The sequence below is a fragment of the Spirosoma sp. KNUC1025 genome (assembly GCF_045160025.1).
GTDB lineage: Bacteria > Bacteroidota > Bacteroidia > Cytophagales > Spirosomataceae > Spirosoma.
Window position 1 is genome coordinate 6,735,583 of sequence record NZ_CP087139.1, and the last position, 20,230, is coordinate 6,755,812.

16 protein-coding genes are annotated in these 20,230 nt (G+C 45.3%); 10 read left to right on the forward strand and 6 right to left on the reverse strand.

The window, feature by feature from the left end; genetic code table 11:
- The first annotated feature begins 10 nt into the window (after positions 1-10).
- The 3 genes from LN737_RS29435 to LN737_RS29445 all read left to right on the forward strand — a co-directional run bounded on the left by LN737_RS29435 (position 11) and on the right by LN737_RS29445 (position 1,586).
- Entirely contained in the window at positions 11-583 is a 573-nt protein-coding gene (locus LN737_RS29435; RefSeq protein WP_405514610.1) for an RNA polymerase sigma factor, read from the forward strand.
- A gap of 78 nt (positions 584-661) precedes the next feature.
- Complete coding sequence (locus tag LN737_RS29440; RefSeq protein WP_405514611.1) at positions 662-1,126, forward strand: hypothetical protein; 465 nt, start codon at positions 662-664, stop codon at positions 1,124-1,126.
- A 7-nt stretch (positions 1,127-1,133) separates the two neighbouring features.
- Positions 1,134-1,586, forward strand: a complete 453-nt coding sequence (locus LN737_RS29445; protein ID WP_405514613.1) for a hypothetical protein — start codon at positions 1,134-1,136, stop codon at positions 1,584-1,586.
- 119 nt (positions 1,587-1,705) lie between these two features.
- On the opposite strand, the gene LN737_RS29450 is transcribed toward LN737_RS29445, so the two are convergent.
- Positions 1,706-2,695 carry a GlxA family transcriptional regulator gene (locus tag LN737_RS29450; RefSeq protein WP_405514615.1) on the reverse strand — a complete coding sequence of 330 codons (990 nt, stop codon included), beginning with the start codon at positions 2,693-2,695 and terminating at the stop codon, positions 1,706-1,708.
- A 237-nt stretch (positions 2,696-2,932) separates the two neighbouring features.
- Between LN737_RS29450 and LN737_RS29455 the strand changes: the two genes are divergently transcribed.
- Entirely contained in the window at positions 2,933-3,346 is a 414-nt protein-coding gene (locus LN737_RS29455; protein ID WP_405514617.1) for a VOC family protein, read from the forward strand.
- A gap of 55 nt (positions 3,347-3,401) precedes the next feature.
- Positions 3,402-3,632, forward strand: a complete 231-nt coding sequence (locus LN737_RS29460; protein WP_405514619.1) for a hypothetical protein — start codon at positions 3,402-3,404, stop codon at positions 3,630-3,632.
- 56 nt (positions 3,633-3,688) lie between these two features.
- Here the strand turns inward: LN737_RS29460 and pgmB are convergent, their stop codons facing one another.
- The 3 genes from pgmB to LN737_RS29475 all read right to left on the reverse strand — a co-directional run bounded on the left by pgmB (position 3,689) and on the right by LN737_RS29475 (position 8,047).
- Positions 3,689-4,345: a beta-phosphoglucomutase gene (pgmB, locus tag LN737_RS29465; protein ID WP_405514621.1), complete on the reverse strand. Its 657-nt coding sequence runs from the start codon at positions 4,343-4,345 to the stop codon at positions 3,689-3,691.
- Between the two features lie 107 nt (positions 4,346-4,452).
- The gene (locus LN737_RS29470) at positions 4,453-6,036 is read right to left on the reverse strand and encodes an ATP-binding protein (protein WP_405514623.1); all 1,584 of its coding nucleotides are present in this window, start codon (positions 6,034-6,036) and stop codon (positions 4,453-4,455) included.
- A gap of 136 nt (positions 6,037-6,172) precedes the next feature.
- A complete protein-coding gene (locus tag LN737_RS29475; RefSeq protein ID WP_405514625.1) occupies positions 6,173-8,047 on the reverse strand; it encodes a glycoside hydrolase family 13 protein in 1,875 nt (624 codons plus the stop codon).
- Between the two features lie 151 nt (positions 8,048-8,198).
- Between LN737_RS29475 and LN737_RS29480 the strand changes: the two genes are divergently transcribed.
- From LN737_RS29480 to LN737_RS29500, 5 genes are all read left to right on the forward strand, one after another.
- A complete protein-coding gene (locus LN737_RS29480; protein ID WP_405514627.1) occupies positions 8,199-9,914 on the forward strand; it encodes an alpha-amylase family glycosyl hydrolase in 1,716 nt (571 codons plus the stop codon).
- Positions 9,915-9,977: 63 nt separating this feature from the next.
- A complete protein-coding gene (locus tag LN737_RS29485) occupies positions 9,978-10,853 on the forward strand; it encodes an N-acetylmuramoyl-L-alanine amidase-like domain-containing protein (RefSeq protein ID WP_405514629.1) in 876 nt (291 codons plus the stop codon).
- A 616-nt stretch (positions 10,854-11,469) separates the two neighbouring features.
- The gene (locus LN737_RS29490; protein WP_405514631.1) at positions 11,470-12,513 is read left to right on the forward strand and encodes a sensor histidine kinase; all 1,044 of its coding nucleotides are present in this window, start codon (positions 11,470-11,472) and stop codon (positions 12,511-12,513) included.
- A 633-nt stretch (positions 12,514-13,146) separates the two neighbouring features.
- Positions 13,147-14,961 carry a CHAT domain-containing protein gene (locus LN737_RS29495; protein ID WP_405514633.1) on the forward strand — a complete coding sequence of 605 codons (1,815 nt, stop codon included), beginning with the start codon at positions 13,147-13,149 and terminating at the stop codon, positions 14,959-14,961.
- Positions 14,954-18,805, forward strand: a complete 3,852-nt coding sequence (locus LN737_RS29500; RefSeq protein ID WP_405514635.1) for an ATP-binding protein — start codon at positions 14,954-14,956, stop codon at positions 18,803-18,805. The genes LN737_RS29495 and LN737_RS29500 overlap by 8 nt, the downstream gene beginning before the upstream one ends.
- Positions 18,806-18,866: 61 nt before the next feature.
- Here LN737_RS29500 and LN737_RS29505 read toward each other — a convergent pair whose 3' ends face one another.
- Positions 18,867-19,169: a hypothetical protein gene (locus LN737_RS29505; protein ID WP_405514637.1), complete on the reverse strand. Its 303-nt coding sequence runs from the start codon at positions 19,167-19,169 to the stop codon at positions 18,867-18,869.
- 406 nt (positions 19,170-19,575) lie between these two features.
- Positions 19,576-20,055, reverse strand: a complete 480-nt coding sequence (locus LN737_RS29510; RefSeq protein WP_405514639.1) for a thioredoxin family protein — start codon at positions 20,053-20,055, stop codon at positions 19,576-19,578.
- Between the last annotated feature and the right edge of the window lie 175 nt (positions 20,056-20,230).

Consider the following 20,230-nt stretch of genomic DNA (forward strand, 5'->3'; position numbering starts at 1 on the left):
ACATCAACCAATGACTGACGAAGAACTCCTTGCCAAATACCGAGATCCGTCGAGCCGGAATTATGCCTTTAACCTGTTGGTACGGAAGTATCAGCAGAAAATTTATTGGCATATCCGCAAGATGGTCATTGACCACGACGATGCCGACGATTTGGTGCAGGAAACATTTATAAAAGTATGGAATAGCCTGGAACAGTTTCGGGGTGACAGTCAGTTATATACATGGATTTACCGCATTGCTACCAACGAATGCCTTAACTTTCTGAATAAGAAACGCCGACGGTTTTTTCTGCCGATTGGTGATGTCGAAGGAGAGTTGATGGAGAAGCTGGAAAGCAGCGCCGAGTATAGGACGACCGGCAACGATCCGAGTGGAGAAGACATTCAGCTAAAGCTGCAAAAAGCGTTGCTCAAACTTCCTGACAAACAGCGGCTGGTCTTCAATATGAAATACTTCGATGATATGAAGTACGAAGATATTTCAGAGGTTACCGGTACGTCAGTCGGAGCGCTGAAGGCTTCTTATCATCTGGCAGTCAAGAAAATTGAGGATTATCTAACAAATACCGATACAACGGATTAAACCTGAAACGGTGGAAGCTGTCAAACTCGTAAAGAGCACACAGACAGAAAATTGTGTAGTGAATACACACCAAGGATCATGAATGATAAGAATGAATTTCGGCTTGACGAATTGCCACCTGAGCACCCAATGCGGCAACTCCCGTTTACGGTTCCAGATGGTTATTTCGATGCATTACCCTCGCGCGTACAGACTCGCGTTGTTCGCAGGCCAAAATCAGCGTTCAGTATTAGTTGGTCCTGGCAGCGCACAGCCGCTTCACTTGCGGGGGCCAGCCTGATAGCTGTTTTGGTATGGCAAACGCTCCCCCAACGTCAGGAGTCATTGGGTAGCGAAGCCTTGGCTGGAGTGAGTAGTGACGTTATTACGGCATACCTCGATGATCAGGGAATTAATCCTGACGACCTGGCCGACAGTCAGCAAATTCATTCCTCACTGGGCAACGATACGACAGCGATTCAGTACCTCAATGTGCAACCTGTTGATATTCAGCGGCATATTGACGAAGAAAACGCTGTTGGAAGCCTAACTCTCGACTCCTGATTTTACAATGGTTAACTTTACCAAAATGAGACACGTATGGATTGGTTGGCTAATGAGTCTGTTATTGATGACACAAGCCGCCTACGCTCAGAATGAACTCAACGGACGCCAGAAAATTGAATCGGCTAAGATTGGTTTGATTACAAATCGACTCAATCTGACCCCTGAGCAGGCTCCCCAGTTTTGGGCTGTTTATAATGAATACAACGCGAAGAAGCAGGAATTGAACAGGCGCATTCGGCAGCTCAACAATGAGCCGTCACGTAGCAATTTGAATAACAATCAATTACTGGATGGCTTACGGGAAGTGAACGCGACCAAACAGAAACTGGCCGATCTGGATGATGAGTACTTGAATCGCTTTCTGAAAGTAATCAGCCCAGCCCAATTGGCTGAGTTATACAAGACCGAGCAGATGTTTAATAAAATGTTGCTTAATCAATTAAGGCAGAATAATTAGCCTAAAAATAGCTTGACTACGACAAAGCCAGATCTTGTTTGAGATCTGGCTTTGTCGTAGTCGGTCATCAATGATCGCCCGAAAATTCAGCGCTCTCCAAGATATAGAACGATACGTAATCAATTTTCTACCAACGAGGTAGTTTTGGTGTATTTGTTTCTGTAATCAATCGGCGAAAGTCCCGTAATTTTTTTGAACGTATTTCTGAAGGCTTTTACGTCGGAATACCCAACATCATACATCACTTCATTTATAGTTTTTCGGTTCGTTTCGAAGCTTTTTTTTGCGGCTTCTATTTTCACACGCTGGGCGTATTCCATGACAGTATTGCTTGTAGCTTGCTTAAACCGGCGTTCGAGATTCCTTCGGCCTAAAGCCAGCTTATCTGCCAGTTGATCTACCGTAATTTTTTCCTGGAAATTTGCTTCAATAAACTCCTGTGCTTTTTTAATTAATTCATCGTTATGCGTTTTCTGTCCCTCAAAAATTATGAAGGGCGACTGGCTATTCCGGTCAATATCGATCATAAAAGCCTTGGCAATTAAAATGGCAATATCCCGGCCTGCATATTTTTCAACCAGGTATAAAAGCAGGTTCAAATATGAATAAGCGCCACCGCTGGTATAAAGCCCATCATCTTCCGTCATAATTTTATCATCGACCAGGTCTACATCCGGAAACATGGCTCTGAATTCATTGGCAAAACGCCAGTGCGTAGCACACTTTTTCCCTTTCAATAAGCCGGTAGAGGCCAGAAAAAAAGCGCCTATGCAGAAACTGGCTACTTCGGCACCGGATTCATACTGCTTGATGATCCAGGGAATAAATTTCTCATTGAGGGTCATGACCTCTCTCTGATTCCCGAATAGAGCCGGAATAATAATCAAATCTGTCTTTTCAACATCCTGAACCTGCAGGTCTGGATTGACCGTAAACAAGCCACTCTTCTGGCTCGATTCATCGGGAAGACCCACGAGCTGAACGGTGAATAAATGTGATCTTCCCATGGCCGACCGGAAGCTATTCACTTCGGAAAGAATCTGATACGTTCCCTCGATATTTGTTAGACTTGTATGCCCTCGTGGGACAAGAATCGATACGTGTTTCATAGGGTAAATGTATCGAAAATTAATGTCGTAATCAACCCCCTATATTGACGTATTTTACCCTTTTTTCGCTAACTAATAAAATTATATTTGTATAATTATTTTTCAAGTTTCTTCTCTAAAAAATCAGGTTAATTTTTGATTATTTTTTATCAGTAAAATTCTCTTTTTTACGAAGTAAATTCAGTAAACAGTAAACACAGAATAAATTAACTACACTTACTAATCTGAACAAATATTATGACACAAATTAATGCCTATCTGGGCTTCAATGGAAACTGCTGCGAAGCCATGACATTCTATAAGGAATGCCTGGGTGGAGCGCTTACGCTTCAAACAATTGGAGAGTCGCCAATGGGTGAGCAGGCTCCTAAGGAAGTACATCAGCAAATCCTGCACGCTTACTTACAAAAAGGGCCTTTGTTGCTTATGGGATCTGATATGCCAGGCACGAGTTTAGTGGCAGGCAACTCTGTTACGCTGGCGCTTATGTGCAGCACCGAGGACGAAATCAAAACGTTTTTCGGCAAACTTTCCGAAGACGGGCAAATAAAGGACCCTCTGGCCGATACGTTCTGGGGAGCTATTTATGGAAGTCTGGTTGATAAATTCGGTATTAACTGGCTTTTGAATTACGACAAAAATCAAAACTGACCATTACGCTAAATAAGGCTTGATTATGCTGTTTTTGACCCGAAGAAATCATTCAATGCAATTTACTACAGCAATGGTGGAAGTTTTCAAAACCAATGTTCAGGATACTGGTGAATCAAAGCGACTAATTCGAAAAATTCTAGAACACTTTCAGATTGATAAAGTAAGCTTTGACCTTGAGGATTGTGATAAAGTATTACGTGTTGAAGGAAAATTTATTTCACCAAACAAGATCATTGAATTACTGCTATCATTTGGTTATCAATGCGAAATTCTTGTTGGATAAAAACAGGGCTGCTCTATACCGAAAATTACTAGTCCGGTACAAAGAGCAGCCCCTTTTTATACCTGACTTTGGGCCAGAATTCCTTCCACAGTCAGGGATTGTAACGAAGGAGCAATCATATCGGCCTGGGTGAGAATGTCCGGCGAACCAAGCCCTACGACAAACATCCCTGCCCGCTTTCCCGCTTCAACGCCAGCAACCGCATCTTCAAACACGACACATTCTCCGGGCTGAACATACAGCTCGGCGGCCCCTTTGGCGAACACTTCGGGGTCGGGTTTGCCTTTACTAATCTTGGTGCCGTCAATCACTGCATCGAACGCGTCGGACATTCCGATACGTTCCAGGATCAATGGTGCATTCTTACTCACGGAGCCAAGGGCGGTTTGTAAGCCCGCTTTACGTACCTGAGCAAAGAAGCTAGCCACGCCCGGCAGAATATCGTCGGAAGTCATACGGCTAACCAGTTCAAGATACCACTGATTTTTCTGAGCAGCCAGTTCGGCTTTTTTCTCATCGGGCAATGTCAGGCCACCTTCGGCCAAAATGAGATCCAGCGATTCCATACGGCTAACGCCCTTAAGCCGTTCATTGAACGCTTCAGAGATGTCGAAGCCGAGTTCATTGGCTAATCGTTTCCAGGCTTGATAGTGATAAATGGCGGTGTCTACAATTACGCCATCGAGGTCGAACAGAAAGGCTTTGGTTAACATACTACATTCGGGTTGTCGAACCGCAAAAGTAGTCGATTGCAGCAAGGTTTCGGCGAAAATTGGCCTGGTAGACGCCAATGAATTCGTCTGCCAGGTAATAGCCAGGATTAAACCGGCAGATATACCGTAAACGTAGCGCCTTTACCCACTTCGCTTTCTACCCATATAGCCCCGTCGTGCTGTTCAATCACCTTTTTAACAACTGCCAATCCAATGCCTGTTCCGGTAAACTGCTGCTTCCCGTGCAGGCGCTGGAACACCTGAAAAATTCGGTCGGTATATTTTTGCTCAAAGCCAATGCCATTGTCGGCAATACAGATGGCCCAATATTCCGGCTTTATGAATAAATCAGATTTGACACCGTCGGGTAAATCAGAGCCGGCAACTTTTTCGGCTGAAATCCGCACGATGGGCGGAATTGGCCTGCCCATCGAATCGATTTTATGAAATTTCAATGCGTTTGACAGCAAATTCTGGAAGAGTTGTCGCAACTGAAGCCGGTCGCCAGTCAGGTCAGGCAATGGCTGCCCACAACCAATATCTATTTGAGCGTTTGTGTGCTGGATGGGGTGCCATAAATCCTCAATAATGTCGTCGATGAGTTTCGTCAACGAAAATGGGTGAAAGGTTTCTCGCTGAGAAGAGATTTGGGAATAATCCAGTATATCCCTGATGAGCAACGACATACGCTCAGCAGCAATCTGCATCCGATTGATTATTTCGTTACCTTCCTCATCTATTATTTCAGCGTAATAGTCCTTCAAAATATCGCCGAACGACTGAATTTTACGGAGCGGCTCCTGCAAATCGTGGCTGGCGATGTAAGCAAACGACTGGAGGTTTTCATTCGACCGTTTCAGTTCAGCATTAGCCATTTCGATCTGCTGGCGATACCGGCGATTTTCGGAAATATCAACATTGGAGATTACTACCCCGTTTCCTGATTTAGCCGTCAAGCGCAGCCACCAGCTGTCACCAATGTTAAATTCTGTCAAATCGGGTTCGCCTGTTTCAACAACCCGTACGTATTTAGGGAAGTCGTTGATCTGCTGTTCAGGCGTGCTTACCTGGAAAAAAGTTTTTGTAAGAATGGGCTCAGCCAGATCGCCCCATAAGCGATGCGCCTGACGATTCGCCAGAATGGTCCGAAAATCGACAATGGTTCCGTCCTGATCCCGAATGGCCTCGTGCAGTGAAATGGCGGTCTGTGTATGATCGAGTACGGTTTGCAGTAAGTCGGCCTGCCGTTTTACTTCCAGCTCAGCTCGCTTGCTGGTCGTTACGTTCATAAACGTAATAACAATACGTTCTGGCTCTGGCCGAACAGCCGACACCTCAAACCACCCTTCCAGCCCATACACATCCGTATAATGCTGAATTGACTGTTCGGCCTCCCCTGTATCAGCCACGCGGGCATAAAGCGCGAACAAACCCGATTCAACATTTCCCGGAAACGTTTCCAGCAGCCGGGTGCCAATGATTTGATCAGGCGACATAAACAAACTACGTTCTACAGCCCGGTTGGCTGTTTCCATCAGAAAATCAACAATCCGACCGGTGCCATCGCGAATGACACCCATCGAAATAATGCTGTTCAAAGAGGCATCATAAGCCGCTAAGGCTAACCGAACAGCTTCCGGCGATTCGAGACGGTGGGCTATATCGGAGCTGGAGGAATTCGTTTGATTCATGTAAAAAAAGCTTTTTACTTACTCATGTACCTATTCACACAAGAAAGAATCTACTTATGATCCAATGTGAAACGAAAATAGCTGTTTATGGCAAACAACTTATCGTTTCAGAAAAAGTTAGAGCAGTAACACGAACTTACTTCGTCAATTCCAGTACCAATGCTGCTTTAGCCGGTAATTTGATTAATTTCAGATCCGTCAGTGCTTCATCCGTCAGTACGTTCTTAGCCGATGTGAACCCTTGCATACGCTCCGCAAACCGGGCTGTATCCAGCGAAATTTCTTTTTCGTTGGTATTTGTAGCGATCATCACGGTTTTAGTCCCATTGTATCGAAAATAAACGTATGTGCCTTCCTGCGGCAGAAATTGCATCAGTTTCCCGGTATGCATTACAGGGTTATCGCGTCGATAGGATGCCAGTTTTCGCACAAACTGAAAGGCGTTGTTTTCCCGGTCGTTACGTCCCGCAGCTTCGAATTTATTTTCTTTGTCGCCCGGAAAGCCGCCCGGAAAATCCCGACGTACTTCAGCATCCGATGGATCTTTAAAATTCTTCATCAGAATCTCCGTTCCATAATACATCGATGGAATACCTCTTGTCGTCAGAAGCCAGGTAAGCCCGATTTTGTACTTCTCATAATCTTCGCCAATGACCGACAGGAAACGATCGGTATCGTGGTTATCGAGAAACGTAACTAATTTGTTCGGGTCGACATACACGGCATCCTGCGCCAGTGCCTGATAAAAGCGATTGACACCGTCGTCCCAGCTAAATTTCTGCTTCAGCGCGTCGTTGATGGAGGAATAGATAACGAAATCCAGGCCACCGGGCTGGTTCGACTTGAACGGAAAATCGATTTTATTCCGCGTGTAATACGCCTGATCGACTACATTGTTCACCCACGATTCGCCAAAAATGTGAATCTTCGGGTACTGGTCCATCAGCGCCTGATTGCAGCGGTTCATAAACGGCTGGTCATTATACATATACGTATCAATACGCCAGGCGTCGACACCAAAATTCTCGACGGTCCAGAGCGCATGCTGAATCAGGAAATTAGCTACGTATGGATTGCTTTGGTTCAGATCGGGCAGAAAAGGCACAAACCAGCCATCGAGCGTAACCCGGCGATCACTTTCGGCTCCATGAGGATCGGTAATCGGTTGGTATTTATACGACGTATTCGTATAGGTTGGCCATTGGTGCAGCCAGTCTTTAGCCGGCATATCTTTCAGAAACCAGTGATTGACGCCAACGTGATTATAAACCGCATCCTGCACCACCTTCAGGCCCGAGGCATGTGCCTGCTTAACAAAGGCTTTATAAGCCTCGTTGCCGCCCAGTCGGCGATCGACAGCGTAGTGATCGGTGAATCCGTACCCATGATAGGCTGAGCGCATAACTCCTCCTTCGTTGGTAAGCGGCTGGTTGTTTTCAAGAACGGGCGTAAACCAGATGGCCGTAACGCCCAGGTCTTTAAGGTAATTGATCCGCTGAGCCGCGCCGACCAAATCGCCCCCGTGCCGGTAAAATGGGTTAGCCCGGTCGGCATTGGGGTCAGCCATATCGGCAAACTTATCGTTGCCTGTGTCGCCATTCGCAAAACGGTCGGGCATAGCCAGATAAATAAAATCAGCCGACGTAACCCCCTGCCCTTTTGGCAAACCGTCACGGGCTTTCAGATCGAACGGCTGCGTGAGCGTCTGGCTACCCCGCTTTCCAGTGATTCTGACGGTGCCGGGTTTTGCTGTGGCCGAAATGAGCAGATCCAGAAACGCATAATTCGGATTTTCAACTGTATGGGTCTTTACCAGCTTCACCCCCGGATAGTTTACGGTATAAGCCAGTGTTCCGGCATTAGGCCCATACACAAGCAATTGCAGATTTGGATTTTTCATGCCCACCCACCAGTTCGTGGGATTGACCCGTTGAATCTGCGCCGGCTGCGCAAGCGCGAACCGCCAGGCCATAAGCACGGCCATCAGGATGCTAAACGTATTTTTTTTCATGTATAGGTTGACAATAAATAAGGAAAATTGGCGTGCAAACTAAAAATAATGCAACAAGAACGCGAAAATAACCCAAGATTTTGGCAAAAAAAGGCCATAGTTTTGCGGTAAGCAACCTGCTGCTTCTTACAATCAGAATTTGGCTGAACATATGTACACGGCATCTACTGTTCCGGTGATGGACAAACTGATCATCTATCAGATTTTCACCCGGCTATTTGGGAATCAGAACATCACGAACAAGCCCCATGGAAGCCGTGATGAAAATGGTGTCGGCAAATTCAATGACATCAATGATGCAGCCTTACAGTCGATCCGGCAGTTTGGCGCGACCCATATCTGGTTTACGGGTATCGTTGAACACGCCACGCAGACCGACTACTCTGCCAATGGAATCCGCCCCGACGACCCGTCGGTAGTAAAAGGAAAAGCCGGTTCGCCCTATGCCGTTAAAGATTATTACGACGTCGATCCGGATCTGGCAGTAAACGTACCGAACCGAATGGGTGAGTTCGAAGCCTTGCTACAGCGGACCCATGCTCATGGATTAAGTGTTATTATTGATTTCGTTCCGAACCATGTTGCCCGCCAATACCAGTCCGACGCTAAACCTTCGGGTGTGGTTGACCTGGGGCAGAAGGACGACGTAACGGTGGAATTTTCGCCAAACAACAACTTTTATTATTTACCCGGGCAACCGTTTGTATCACCTGATCATGGTAGTGGCAGCCGTACTTACCAGGAGATTCCGGCTAAAGTTACCGGCAGCGGTTCCATTACGGCAACGCCCGACATCAGCGACTGGTACGAAACCGTAAAGCTTAATTACGGCGTAAATATTTTCGATGGAAGTCGCCATGTCAACCCAATTCCGGCCACCTGGCATCAGATGCTGGATATTCTGCTGTTCTGGGCGGGCAAAGGCGTTGACGGCTTCCGGTGCGACATGGCGCATTACGTACCGGTCGAATTCTGGCATTGGGCCATTCGCCGAGTTAAACAACGGTATCCAAGCCTGATTTTTATTGCCGAAATTTACGAGCCGGGCCTTTACCGGTCGTTTATTTTTGAAGGCGGTTTTGATTACCTATACGATAAAGTTGGCCTGTACGATTCGGTTCGTCGGCTGATGGAAGGCCACGGTTCCTGTTACGAGCTCACCCGTGTATGGCAGCAGGAATCCGGCGACTTCTCGCAGCACATGCTCCGGTTTCTGGAAACGCATGATGAACAACGTATCGCATCGCGCTTTTTCACGAACGACCCCTGGGCCGCCGTACCCGGTATGACGCTCACCGCCACCATGCATACGGGTCCACTTCTGATCTATTTTGGGCAGGAAGTAGGCGTGCGGGCAGAAGGTGCAGAAGGATTCAGTGGCGACGACGGCCGTACGACCATTTTCGATTACTGGGGTTTACCGCGCTGGCAGGGCTGGCTCAATGGCGGAAATTATGACGGCGGAAAATTATCCGACGATCAGCGAAACCTACGATCGTTCTACCAGCAGTTGAATCACCTTGTCAGGGGGTCCGATGCTATCCAGAACGGCTATTTCTACGATCTTCAATACGTTAATGATAACGGACAAAGCCCCGGTTACGATGCCCATCAGATGTATAGTTATCTGCGCTACACGGACCGGCAACGATTACTCATCGTCTGCAATTTTTCGAACCAGTATACCTATGATACGAGTGTCCGTATTCCCGAAAATGCATTTAACGCTATGGGATTAGACGCGACACGTACGTACCACTTTACCGACATTTTCTTAACCAACGAAGCGATTGAGGCAATTGGCTTGGTGGGCGTCCCGTTGGTATTACCCCCAAGAAGCGTAAGAGTGCTGGAAATTAAGCCGTAGATTTACGGTACTTTTTGAGTTATCGCTCGTCTATAGACTATGCTCAAAAGCGCCTGTTTGTCTATGATAAAACTATTTACCGGATTTTTGCTGCTTTTACTTGTGCCCTTTATCGGACAGTCGCAGGCTGTTACGGCTGATCTTCGTTCGTTAACAATTGTAGACGGTAAAACATCCGCTGAAACAGCTGTCAATATTGGTCGTCAGTTTTTAGGATTGCCATACGTTCCTCATACGCTCGATACGAATCCGTCAGAGCAACTGGTTGTCAATACCCATGAATTTGACTGTACGACCTACGTTGAAACGGTGTTAGCCCTTTCATTAGCCCGGCACGACGTACTGGATAAGCAGAACGGCCTTCTTTTTGAGGATACATTCCGAAAGTATTTAACTAAGCTTCGGTATCGAAACGGCCGGATCGACGGCTATGCCAGCCGTTTACATTACTTTTCAGACTGGCTCCGCGACAACGAACGCAAAGGTCTGCTTACCGACATCACACACGAGCTTTCCGGCAATATATCCGTTGCCAAGCCTGTTTCGTATATGACCACTACAACGTATAAATACCCTCGTTTGAGCGATTCAACGGTGTTCAGGCAAATAGCTCAGACCGAAGCTTCACTGAGCCAGCTATCCTTTTCATTCATTCCAAAGAAAAACATTGCCCAATCCGAAGCCCAGCTCCACGAAGGCGACATCATTATGCTGATGGCCGCCCGCCCTGGTCTGGACATGAAGCACGTTGGTCTGGCCGTTCGCCATCCTGATGGCCGGATTCACCTGATGCATGCTTCATCTGACCAGGGAGCGGTGGTCATTACGTCGGAGCCGCTTAGTGACTATGTTCAGTGGCATAAAAATATGTCAGGTATTCGTGTTGCCCGACTCCGGACGGATAGTACGTTAGAAGCAACTGTAGTACATGGCAAATAAGAAATGACCCGCTAGCCCACACAAGAGTAAAATATTTTCTGAGTAGGTAACTATCGATCATACATAGGCTAATTGCTCGCCCGTTCGGTAGCCAAACCCTACCGTTTAGTTAATAAATAAATAAAATAGTGTCCTTTTTTATTTAGCAGAGTCTATAGCTCTGTCAATAGTAAACAAGAAAGCCGGGCTGTATGACAACCAGGCTTTCCGATTCTATCCACACCATTTTAACTAATATAGACCAGGTTTATATTAGTTAATAAAAGCAGTTACCTGCTTTCTCCTGTAGTAACAAACCGCCACTTGAGTTTGTTACCGATTCTCCACAAATAAGCACACCAAAAGAGTCCGCCCAGCCGTCTACTGCTTGCCGTGCTGGCATACCAGCCTGTACAGTCGCTCATTCATCGGTTTAGGCCAAAAAGATTTCTGGTATCCTCGTAAAGTGCGGAGCCCGATTTCCCTGATTCGTATCCCGGTTGGTTATCTTGCAGTTATAAGGTAATTTATACGGCAATTGTCCTTTTTATTGTTGAATATGCCAACTAAGCTATGCCGTATTCACCTATAAACAGGCCATTTATCCCCGTTTAACAGGAAACTCAATCCAGACCAGATGCAGAGGTTGAATGACAAATGGATGCGCATCATTGGGGTTCCCCTTATAGCTTTAACAGGGCAATGGATGATGTATGGCTATACAAATATTCCTTACCCGGATGATTGGCGAATTCCATTTTTCTATATTTTGGGCAGTGTGCTGGTATGGGAAGTTAACCGGCGGGGCATCATCTTTTCCCGACGGCGCTATCCCGAGTTGGTTCAAACACTTCCACGGGTTTTTTACCAATTAATATGGTTTATTGTTTTCGCCAGTATCATCCGAATATCACAAACGTTTTTTTACCAGTTCATTGGTCTTTGGCACAATGAAGACGTTTTTCAATTTAAGCCCTATTTTTTCAATACCCTCGTTTCCGTTGTGGGTACAGTTCAGATAGCGGCCTATTATGAAGGCGTTTATCTATATCAACAATGGAAAATATCGTACATAGAAACGGAAGAACTTAAAAAAGTGAATCTGCAAAGTCAGCTTGATTCATTGAAAACCCAGATCAACCCACATTTTTTGTTCAACAATCTGAATTCGCTCTCCTCCCTCATTACCAGCGATGCCGAACAGGCCGAACGTTTTTTGGATGAACTATCGTCTGTATATCGCTACCTGCTTCGACAAAACACCCGCGATCTTTGCCCGCTTGCCGAAGAGATGCATTTTATCAATGCCTATTTTCACTTGCTCAAAACTCGTTATGGCGATGGAATCTTTATGGAAAACAGCGTAGAGAATCACTACCTGAACTATATGATTCCTCCATTGACGCTTCAGATTTTATTTGAGAATGCTATCAAGCACAATATCATACTAGCCAGCCGCCCACTGATAATCAAACTATACACACAGGATGGCAATTTGTGCGTAGAGAATAATCTGCAAAAAAAGAAGGTCGCTGTCCAATCGAATCACATTGGCTTGCAGAACATTATGATGAAATATAAGCTGCTTGACCATCCGTCGGTGGTGATTTTTTACGACGACAGTAAATTTCTGGTTAGTATGCCCTTACTTACCCCCTCACCCGAAACCCTTTCCGTATAAGTTCACACTCATTGGTAAGGCCATCCTTTTCCGGCAGACTTCTTTCCGGGAGGCCCGGTTCATTTGAATCTATGAATTGCTTCCGGCAAAATACCCTTCAGTAAAGACATCTCTTTTAACTGAGCCTCTTTCACAGAGCGCTGTTTTCTGCTTATTGATTAAAGTCAGCACTGCTAATTTCGCGCAGCCACCTATTAATCTGGCAGCAGCCATACTTTCTTTATGGATCATAAGGCAAAAAAACGCCAAAAAAGAAGCTATTCCACTTGTTGCCAACCTGTCAAAGGCAATGGTTTTATTTCGGGTGTATCGAAAGAATGTTCATTCTTTCGACAAGAGTAAACACCAAAATAGTATTTACAGATCAATACAGGTTCATTTTTTCTGAAATAGATAAAAAAGTTTATGGATGCAACCTTTTGCTACCTCTTAATAAAAACAACGTACGCTTTCTCTAAATACCTGACGGTCAGAAGCTAAATATGTTACATTGGGCGTACCAGAAATAAGCAAGTGCCTTACAAACATAACTTTTATAGTTATTCTGGTTACAGCTGGACTGTTACAGAAGACGGGCTTCATTTCTGAACCCAACAGTCAACTGAAGTTTTACAATAATTTACTGCTACTCCTATGGTACCTGTTTTACTGTTTGCTTATGCCAACGACAAGGAGGATTATCTTTCCGGATTGGAGGATGAAAAAAAGGCAATTGATCTACAGCTTACCCCGCTGAAGAGAGAGAATAAATTGATTTATGAAGATAATATAAACACTACCGACGCCTTGGCTGATGCGCTGATGAAAAACCAGCGAGTTTGTGTTTTTCACTTCGCCGGCCATGCCAATAGCCGCCAGTTGCTGTTTGAAGACCAACTCGCCGAAATAAAGGGAGTTGTGCCGATGCTGAAGTTTCAGAAGGAGTTATTTCTGGTGGTACTTAACGGCTGCTCGACTGACCCTCAGGTAAAACGGCTGCTCGACATTGGTATTCCGGCAGTCATCAGTACCAAACGGCCTGTAAATGACCGTCGGGCGCAGGAATTTGCCTCACGATTCTATACCTCACTCGCGAATGGCGATCCCCTTCTGAAAGCTTTCGAGTTCGGACTTACCCAGCGATTACTGACCGAACCGAATCTGGAAAGCAACAGGACTGAGCGGGGTATAAAGCTGGTTACCAATAGAGAGAATGATGATGAACTGGAATGGAAGCTGAGCTATTTACCAGAAAATCAGGATAAAGTAGCCACCTGGATCTTACCGCAGGGTGACAATCAAGTTCAGTTGGAAGAAAAAGAAGATAAACTCCGGCTGAAGGATGAAGTCAACGAATCGCTGGTCAAAACACTCCTCGACATTGTAAAAACGTATCAACCTGAAAAACTGGAGGGTGTATATGGAAATCGTTCGATACAGAAAGTTCTGTATGAGGCACTTCCCTATCCGATTGGTGTACAGATTCGGGAATTGCTCGCTACAGATCGCAAAGTTGGAAATGAAGGGTACAGTTTCATTGGCAAAACTCGTCTGATTAAACTGATTAACGCGTTCGATGTAATAACTGAATTATTACTGTACGTATTGATGGCTCAATTATGGAAAGGCATGTACGAACAGGAAAAAGAAAACGAATTTGTTGTTTCCGAAACGTGCAAGCAAATTTTACATGACTATTTCAATCGCTCGACAAAATCATTCCATAAAACAGACATACTTCCCACCATTAAAGCAATTAGAGAAGTCCTGGAATACAATAAAGTACCTCTTTTTATTAATGAAATCGACTACTTAAAAAGTCTGGTCAATGAAGACCTTGAATTCAGAGAAGCCTACGGATTCATGCAGTTAATGAAACAGGCTAGATTTGACCAAAAATTAAAAGCAGATTATTATAAAGAAGCAGAAAATCAATTCTTAAATATACTTCGTCGATTAGGTTTTATTACACGATACAAATTACTAAACATCCGTGAAATTTTTGTTGTAAAACGTCGGCCACTTCACTTTGGCTATAATCATATTCAAATTGCTCTTGATCACAACGTAGAGGAGGAATTTGTTGACGACGTAGTGACATCTGAAGACTGTTATGATGACCATTCCATCTTATTGATAAAAAACGAAGTTGTTGAAGTTATACCATCAACCTTAGAGATAAAAAAACCGTATAATACGCTAAAAAAACTAACGCTCGACTACCTCAATTTATCTCCGTTCGTTATCGACAACAATTCACTTAAGGAAGAGCAGGATATCGACATGCTGTTCTTTGAATGTTACGATAAAGATCGCAAAGTTTATCTGTACAAACAGATAGAAAATCTCGCCAATGAAATTCCTATTCCTGACCAGGATAACCCCGATCTTCGAAAAAGACGGGTAACTCCGATTGTATCTGTATTTGATGAATTTATCCACGCATTCAGCAGCAATGGCAATGGTTAAGATACAGCATAGTCCTTTTCAATTTCTTGATCCCTACGATAAAGACGATAAACATAAATTTTTCGGGAGAGAGACGGAAGTAAATCGCTTATACCAGTTCGTGTGTGGTACGAACTGCATGCTCGTCTACGGCCCTTCTGGCGTGGGAAAAACAAGCATTATACAATGCGGACTGGCTAACCGCTTTCAGCAATCCAGTTGGCAGGACTTACATATCCGACGCTATCACAACATTAATGAGTCGTTGCGCAAGGCCATCAGCGATCAGTTGATCAATGAAGTGGATGATATTGATTCCGTGGATACATTCGGGTTATTACAGCATCTGTATCTGGATTACTTTAAACCAATCTATCTTATTTTCGATCAGCTGGAAGAACTTTATATTATTGGCAATTCAGAAGAACGCGCCTTGTTTACGGCAACGCTGAAAAAGATAGTTACCAATACGTCCATAAAATGTAAAGTCATCCTGGTCATGCGGGAAGAGTTCATTGCCCGGCTGAGTAAGCTGGAAATGGAACTCCCCGTGCTGAAACAAATGCGAATGCGCATTGAAGCTATGTCCGACGATACGCTGACGAATGTAGTTATTCCGAAAACCTGCAAACAATTTAGTATTGACTTAGACCCCAGTCCTCACCAGGTCGCCGAAGCCATCGTTCATCAGGTAAAAGGGCATGACACAGCCGTTAATTTACCGTATCTGCAACTTTATCTGGATCGATTGTGGCATAATGCCACCGAAATAAATTCGAATGATGATGAAGCTCCCATTATCTTTTCTGAACAACTGGTTGAGCAGACAGGCGATGTAGGCCATGTATTAGGCTCGTTTCTGGACACCCAGCAAAAAGCAGTATTGAAGGAATTGCGGAGAAAGCACCCTGATCTGGATATACCCGACGATTTACCCAGAAGAGTTGTTGATGAATTTGTCACACCCGAAGGAACAAAATTGCAACGTCAGGGCCAGAAATTACGCATTGCTGGTATACCGCCAATGCTTGTTCAGTCAGCAATTCTGGAACTCGTCGATGCACGCATAATACGTCAGGAACAGGACCGAGGGGGCGATTCCGATAACGATGTATATGAACTGGCTCATGACGCCTTAGCCCATCACATCCATGCTCACCGGACAGACACTGAACTTGGCTACGTTCAGATCAAAGACTACATCGAGCGGGCTTACCAACTGACCAACCGACAAGGCGTTAAAACGAAACGATTTCTGAATGAAGATGAGCTGGCATCTGCCCATACACACCGTATACGCCTGAAGGACGAACTGGAGCCCGAAGTCTGGTCTTACGTCGACCAAAGCAAACATGCCCATGAAGACGAATTACAGCGAGACTTAAAGGAAAAACTTGAAAAAGAAAAAAACCGGAAACTACGTAGTTATCGGGTAGCCGGTCTTGCCGGAGTCGCCCTACTGATCGTCATTTATTTATACGTATCGCTACAAAACACAAAGAAATCGTTGTTGAAAGATGAGAGCAGCCGTTTGGTTCAGCAACTGGATGATTACGAAACGGAAAAAGCCTTTGGCGATTCGACTTACGAAGTGGGTAAGTTGTACGACAATCCGACCTTAATCCGGCAGATCGCTGCTGAAGCGGCTGGCCTGGTTGAAGGTGACACGAACGAACGGGCTAAAGAGTGGATACTGCGACTCAAGAAATCAAAGAATGACAATTTTTTTTATCAGCTTTCCCTCGACACCCACTTAGCTTCTCCCATTACAGGCTTCACCGAAGACGGTAAACTATTTGCCGTAGCGAATCCGGATAAATACCTGACTGATTCTACACCCATCTCCCAAAAGGTATTCAGCGTCTGGACGATTGATTCAAGCGGGCGAAAATGGGCGGCCGATTCGGCTGACGCTTCGGCTTATACGCTGGTTAGCATTAAACATGGGTCTGGAAAACCGCTGGTGAAGGTGCTGACGAAAGATCAGCTAGACGTACTCCAGCAGTTTGCCAGTGAAAAATCGGCTTCCCGAAAACAGGGACTGCACCTATACCAACTCACCGGCACTACGCTTCCGAATCAATCCATAGCCTTAATCGCTTTATCGATTAATGGACAATCAAAACAGGCATTATTGGGTTTTTCAAACGGGCAGGTTTACCGTCAGGTACCCGGAAAAAAAGTACTGGACTCGCTGGGGCTGCCAGCTGTACCCGTAGAAAAAATTCTCTTTCCCCACGGTAGTCATACCGTAATGCGAATTAAGAAAAACACGGATTCGCAGGGTCAAACTAGCCAGGCCGATCAACTAGCCTCAACGTATCTGATCGAGCGATTAGATATTAATCAATACGATCAGGGTAAAGGTGAGTTAACAAATATCCGCGAACTGCCTAACCTTTCCTTACATGGAATCAGTGCATCGGCTGCGGAGACTAATCCAGAATTTTTACTCGGCCATTCACCGGCACAGAGCCGGGCTGTTGTTAACTACATCCAAGCCAGTTCTACTACCACGAGTCTGCTGGGCCATAATTATCCCGTCAGCGGAACGGATTTCTCGCCAGACCAGCATTGTTTATTAACGACCGATACGTCAGGAATCCTGCGGGTTTATTCAACAAATAAATACCGGGACAATCTGCCCGTAGCGAATCTACTAGCGATTGAAAAAGCAAATCTGGGGATGCCGCTCACGAGGTCAGAATTGGTGGATGCCCTCTTCAAAGCATCCGACTGGAATCGGTTAACCCAGAACCTGTTTAAGGCCGAAGAGCATTACCACCGTGACAAAGGACTGACTGATGATTTTTCTGCCATGCTTCACCAGATCGGTGATTCGTCGTTATTACGTCAACAGAAGCCAGCAAATGTCTACCGATTCTGGTTGCGGCTACTGCCCAATCTGGAAGATGAGGTAAATACAGACGTAGCAGCCAGGTATGACACGCTTTCAACGAACTTAAAAACGTACCTTCAAGACCTGCCGTATGGCACAGCCAGGAAAATTATTGGCTTTACCGAACAGAACCGGTATCAGCAACAGGCTAGTGGTATCGTAAGTTTATTTGCCGCCTGGGCCAAAAACTACCCACGTATTATCTCGGATACACTCCTTTTAATGGCCAGCCAGATGGTAGAAAAAGATCTGGATACAATGAAGCCAGAAGACGTAACGAATGTGCAAGCCATTATCAATATTACGTGTCGGCAACTAAAACCCTCGACCGAACCCCGACAATTTTACCAGCTACACGAGTTGATTTATCAGCTCGACCAGAAAACCGGAGCCCAAAAACCATACATCAGCGCGACGAACTGTCTGGCCGAACGCCTATCGTTACTACCCGATGCGGCTTTTGATCGGATAAAAGGGCTGGATTATCTGTTAGCTACGAAAGATCAGAGCGGACACTGGTGGAGCATTCTGGCGCAGGAATACGAGCGTCGCAACCAAAAGGATAATGATTATCGAATTCTCATTTATGGCTCACTGTCTTTTTACCGAGCAATGGAGGGTAATTACAAACTCGCGATTGAGGCCGCTCAGAGAGGCTTAGCGTTGACGCCAGTTGACCGAACGACGCCTACCGACTGGATAAAGAGTAATTTAGCGTTGGCTCTGCTGATGGACGGTCAGGTTTCAGAAGCAAAAACCATCTATCAGGATTACAAAGACAAGCTCTATACATCGTATCGATACCGCAATTCCAACATTCAATTCAGGCAGGCCTTTCTCGATGACTTCCTCGAATTAGAAATCAGCCAGAAAGGTCACTTAACCCCGACACAAAAGGCAAGCCTCACTTACATTCGCCGGATGCTGCAACCCAAAGCCGGACCATCCGTTATCGCCAATCCGTAATCTGTACATCAATCTTTTCTTAAATGCCGTGGCCACTATCAACGCAAACGTAGTCATCCCGTTAAGTGTGAATGTGCAGAAGCTGGCAGGCTTCAGCCACTTTGTGCTTCAGCTGAGCCAGCGTCTGCTCCTTATTATCATTGGTTGCCGCTTCGGCGAAAGCTATATATTCATTGGTCATGGCTGCGTGTATCAGGGTAGCCGCCTGGCTGTAGTCCTCGCTCCCATCCAGTCCTGTCAATTGCTTAATGTGTTCACCTATCAGCTTCAACTTATCATAAACTACCTGAGGGCTATCAAACTTTAACCCTAGTAGAATTTTATAGTCGGCTAGTATCTTCGTTTTGATGGATTCGTTTTCCATAGCAGAGTTATCGTATTAAAGCATAAGTCGACTTCATTGTTGACCAGCGCAACAACGATCCGTCTCGGTTGTAACCCATGTGCCTTTATTTTGTTCTTCTTACCGTATAAGCCAATCAGATACTTACCTGTCTGTCACTTTTTACGGTTCGCCATAAGCAGAAAAGGAGAACTACTTCTGCCCCGGTATCGACAGACCGACTAAATACAGTTTACCCGGCAACTATTACGTAGCGCTTTGCCTATTTTTCAGACCATCTCACGGTCTTCATCCCCCGCTAAAATCGCCTTCTTATCTGCGGATTATAAGAAAGCCCTTGATGGCCGACTGTCCATCAAGGGCTTTCTTGCTTATGAATACGTAGTGAGCTGATTAAAAGTCAGGCACGGGAAAGCTCACAAACTCGCTACATAGCAGGCTTTACGCTCTTGCCAATAGCAATCAACTCTTCCGGTGAATGATAACCCAGCACTTTCTTTAAAAGGCGGCCATTGCCGTCGATAAATAAAAGTGTCGGATAGGCTTCAAGCGGATATACCTGCGACAGCGCCGGTCCTTCCCCTTTCTCCATATCCATTTTTACGTTGATGAACTTACCGTTATATAAGTCGCCAACTTCTTTCTTCGTAAAAACATTCTTCTGGAGCAGCTTACAGGGACCGCACCAGCTTGCATACGCATCCAGAAAAATAACTTTCTTTTCTGCTTTTGCCTTCTTCAGAATCTCTTTCCAGGAAGCCTCGGTAAACAGAATGCCTTCGGTGCTGTTATGCAGCGTAGCCTTTACACCTCCGGCACGAGTTGCCACTGGAGGAAGGGCAGCGTAGGTTGAGGTAGAGCCAAACCCTACGAATAGCATTGCGAAAAGCCAGAATACTTTTTTCATGATTGACACGGCCGAACCGGTAGTTCTTTATAGTTTTCGGGGTTATAACGTATCAACAAGCAATTTTCGTTTCTCATCGTTCCTTGTTTCAAGCCAAATTAGCTGACATATCTGAAATTTGCAAACAACGAACCCTGTGTCATTCTGCTGAATCTTTACGAACTTTGCGCCCGTT

What these genes read in the sequence shown, in the direction of transcription:
- LN737_RS29435 (WP_405514610.1), top strand. Translation starts at nt 11, where the DNA reads ATGACTGACGAAGAACTCCTTGCCAAATACCGAGATCCGTCGAGCCGG.
- LN737_RS29440 (WP_405514611.1), top strand. Translation starts at nt 662, where the DNA reads ATGAATGATAAGAATGAATTTCGGCTTGACGAATTGCCACCTGAGCAC.
- LN737_RS29445 (WP_405514613.1), top strand. Translation starts at nt 1,134, where the DNA reads ATGGTTAACTTTACCAAAATGAGACACGTATGGATTGGTTGGCTAATG.
- LN737_RS29450 (WP_405514615.1), bottom strand. Translation starts at nt 2,695, where the DNA reads ATGAAACACGTATCGATTCTTGTCCCACGAGGGCATACAAGTCTAACA.
- LN737_RS29455 (WP_405514617.1), top strand. Translation starts at nt 2,933, where the DNA reads ATGACACAAATTAATGCCTATCTGGGCTTCAATGGAAACTGCTGCGAA.
- LN737_RS29460 (WP_405514619.1), top strand. Translation starts at nt 3,402, where the DNA reads ATGCAATTTACTACAGCAATGGTGGAAGTTTTCAAAACCAATGTTCAG.
- pgmB (WP_405514621.1), bottom strand. Translation starts at nt 4,345, where the DNA reads ATGTTAACCAAAGCCTTTCTGTTCGACCTCGATGGCGTAATTGTAGAC.
- LN737_RS29470 (WP_405514623.1), bottom strand. Translation starts at nt 6,036, where the DNA reads ATGAATCAAACGAATTCCTCCAGCTCCGATATAGCCCACCGTCTCGAA.
- LN737_RS29475 (WP_405514625.1), bottom strand. Translation starts at nt 8,047, where the DNA reads ATGAAAAAAAATACGTTTAGCATCCTGATGGCCGTGCTTATGGCCTGG.
- LN737_RS29480 (WP_405514627.1), top strand. Translation starts at nt 8,199, where the DNA reads ATGTACACGGCATCTACTGTTCCGGTGATGGACAAACTGATCATCTAT.
- LN737_RS29485 (WP_405514629.1), top strand. Translation starts at nt 9,978, where the DNA reads ATGATAAAACTATTTACCGGATTTTTGCTGCTTTTACTTGTGCCCTTT.
- LN737_RS29490 (WP_405514631.1), top strand. Translation starts at nt 11,470, where the DNA reads ATGCAGAGGTTGAATGACAAATGGATGCGCATCATTGGGGTTCCCCTT.
- LN737_RS29495 (WP_405514633.1), top strand. Translation starts at nt 13,147, where the DNA reads ATGGTACCTGTTTTACTGTTTGCTTATGCCAACGACAAGGAGGATTAT.
- LN737_RS29500 (WP_405514635.1), top strand. Translation starts at nt 14,954, where the DNA reads ATGGTTAAGATACAGCATAGTCCTTTTCAATTTCTTGATCCCTACGAT.
- LN737_RS29505 (WP_405514637.1), bottom strand. Translation starts at nt 19,169, where the DNA reads ATGGAAAACGAATCCATCAAAACGAAGATACTAGCCGACTATAAAATT.
- LN737_RS29510 (WP_405514639.1), bottom strand. Translation starts at nt 20,055, where the DNA reads ATGAAAAAAGTATTCTGGCTTTTCGCAATGCTATTCGTAGGGTTTGGC.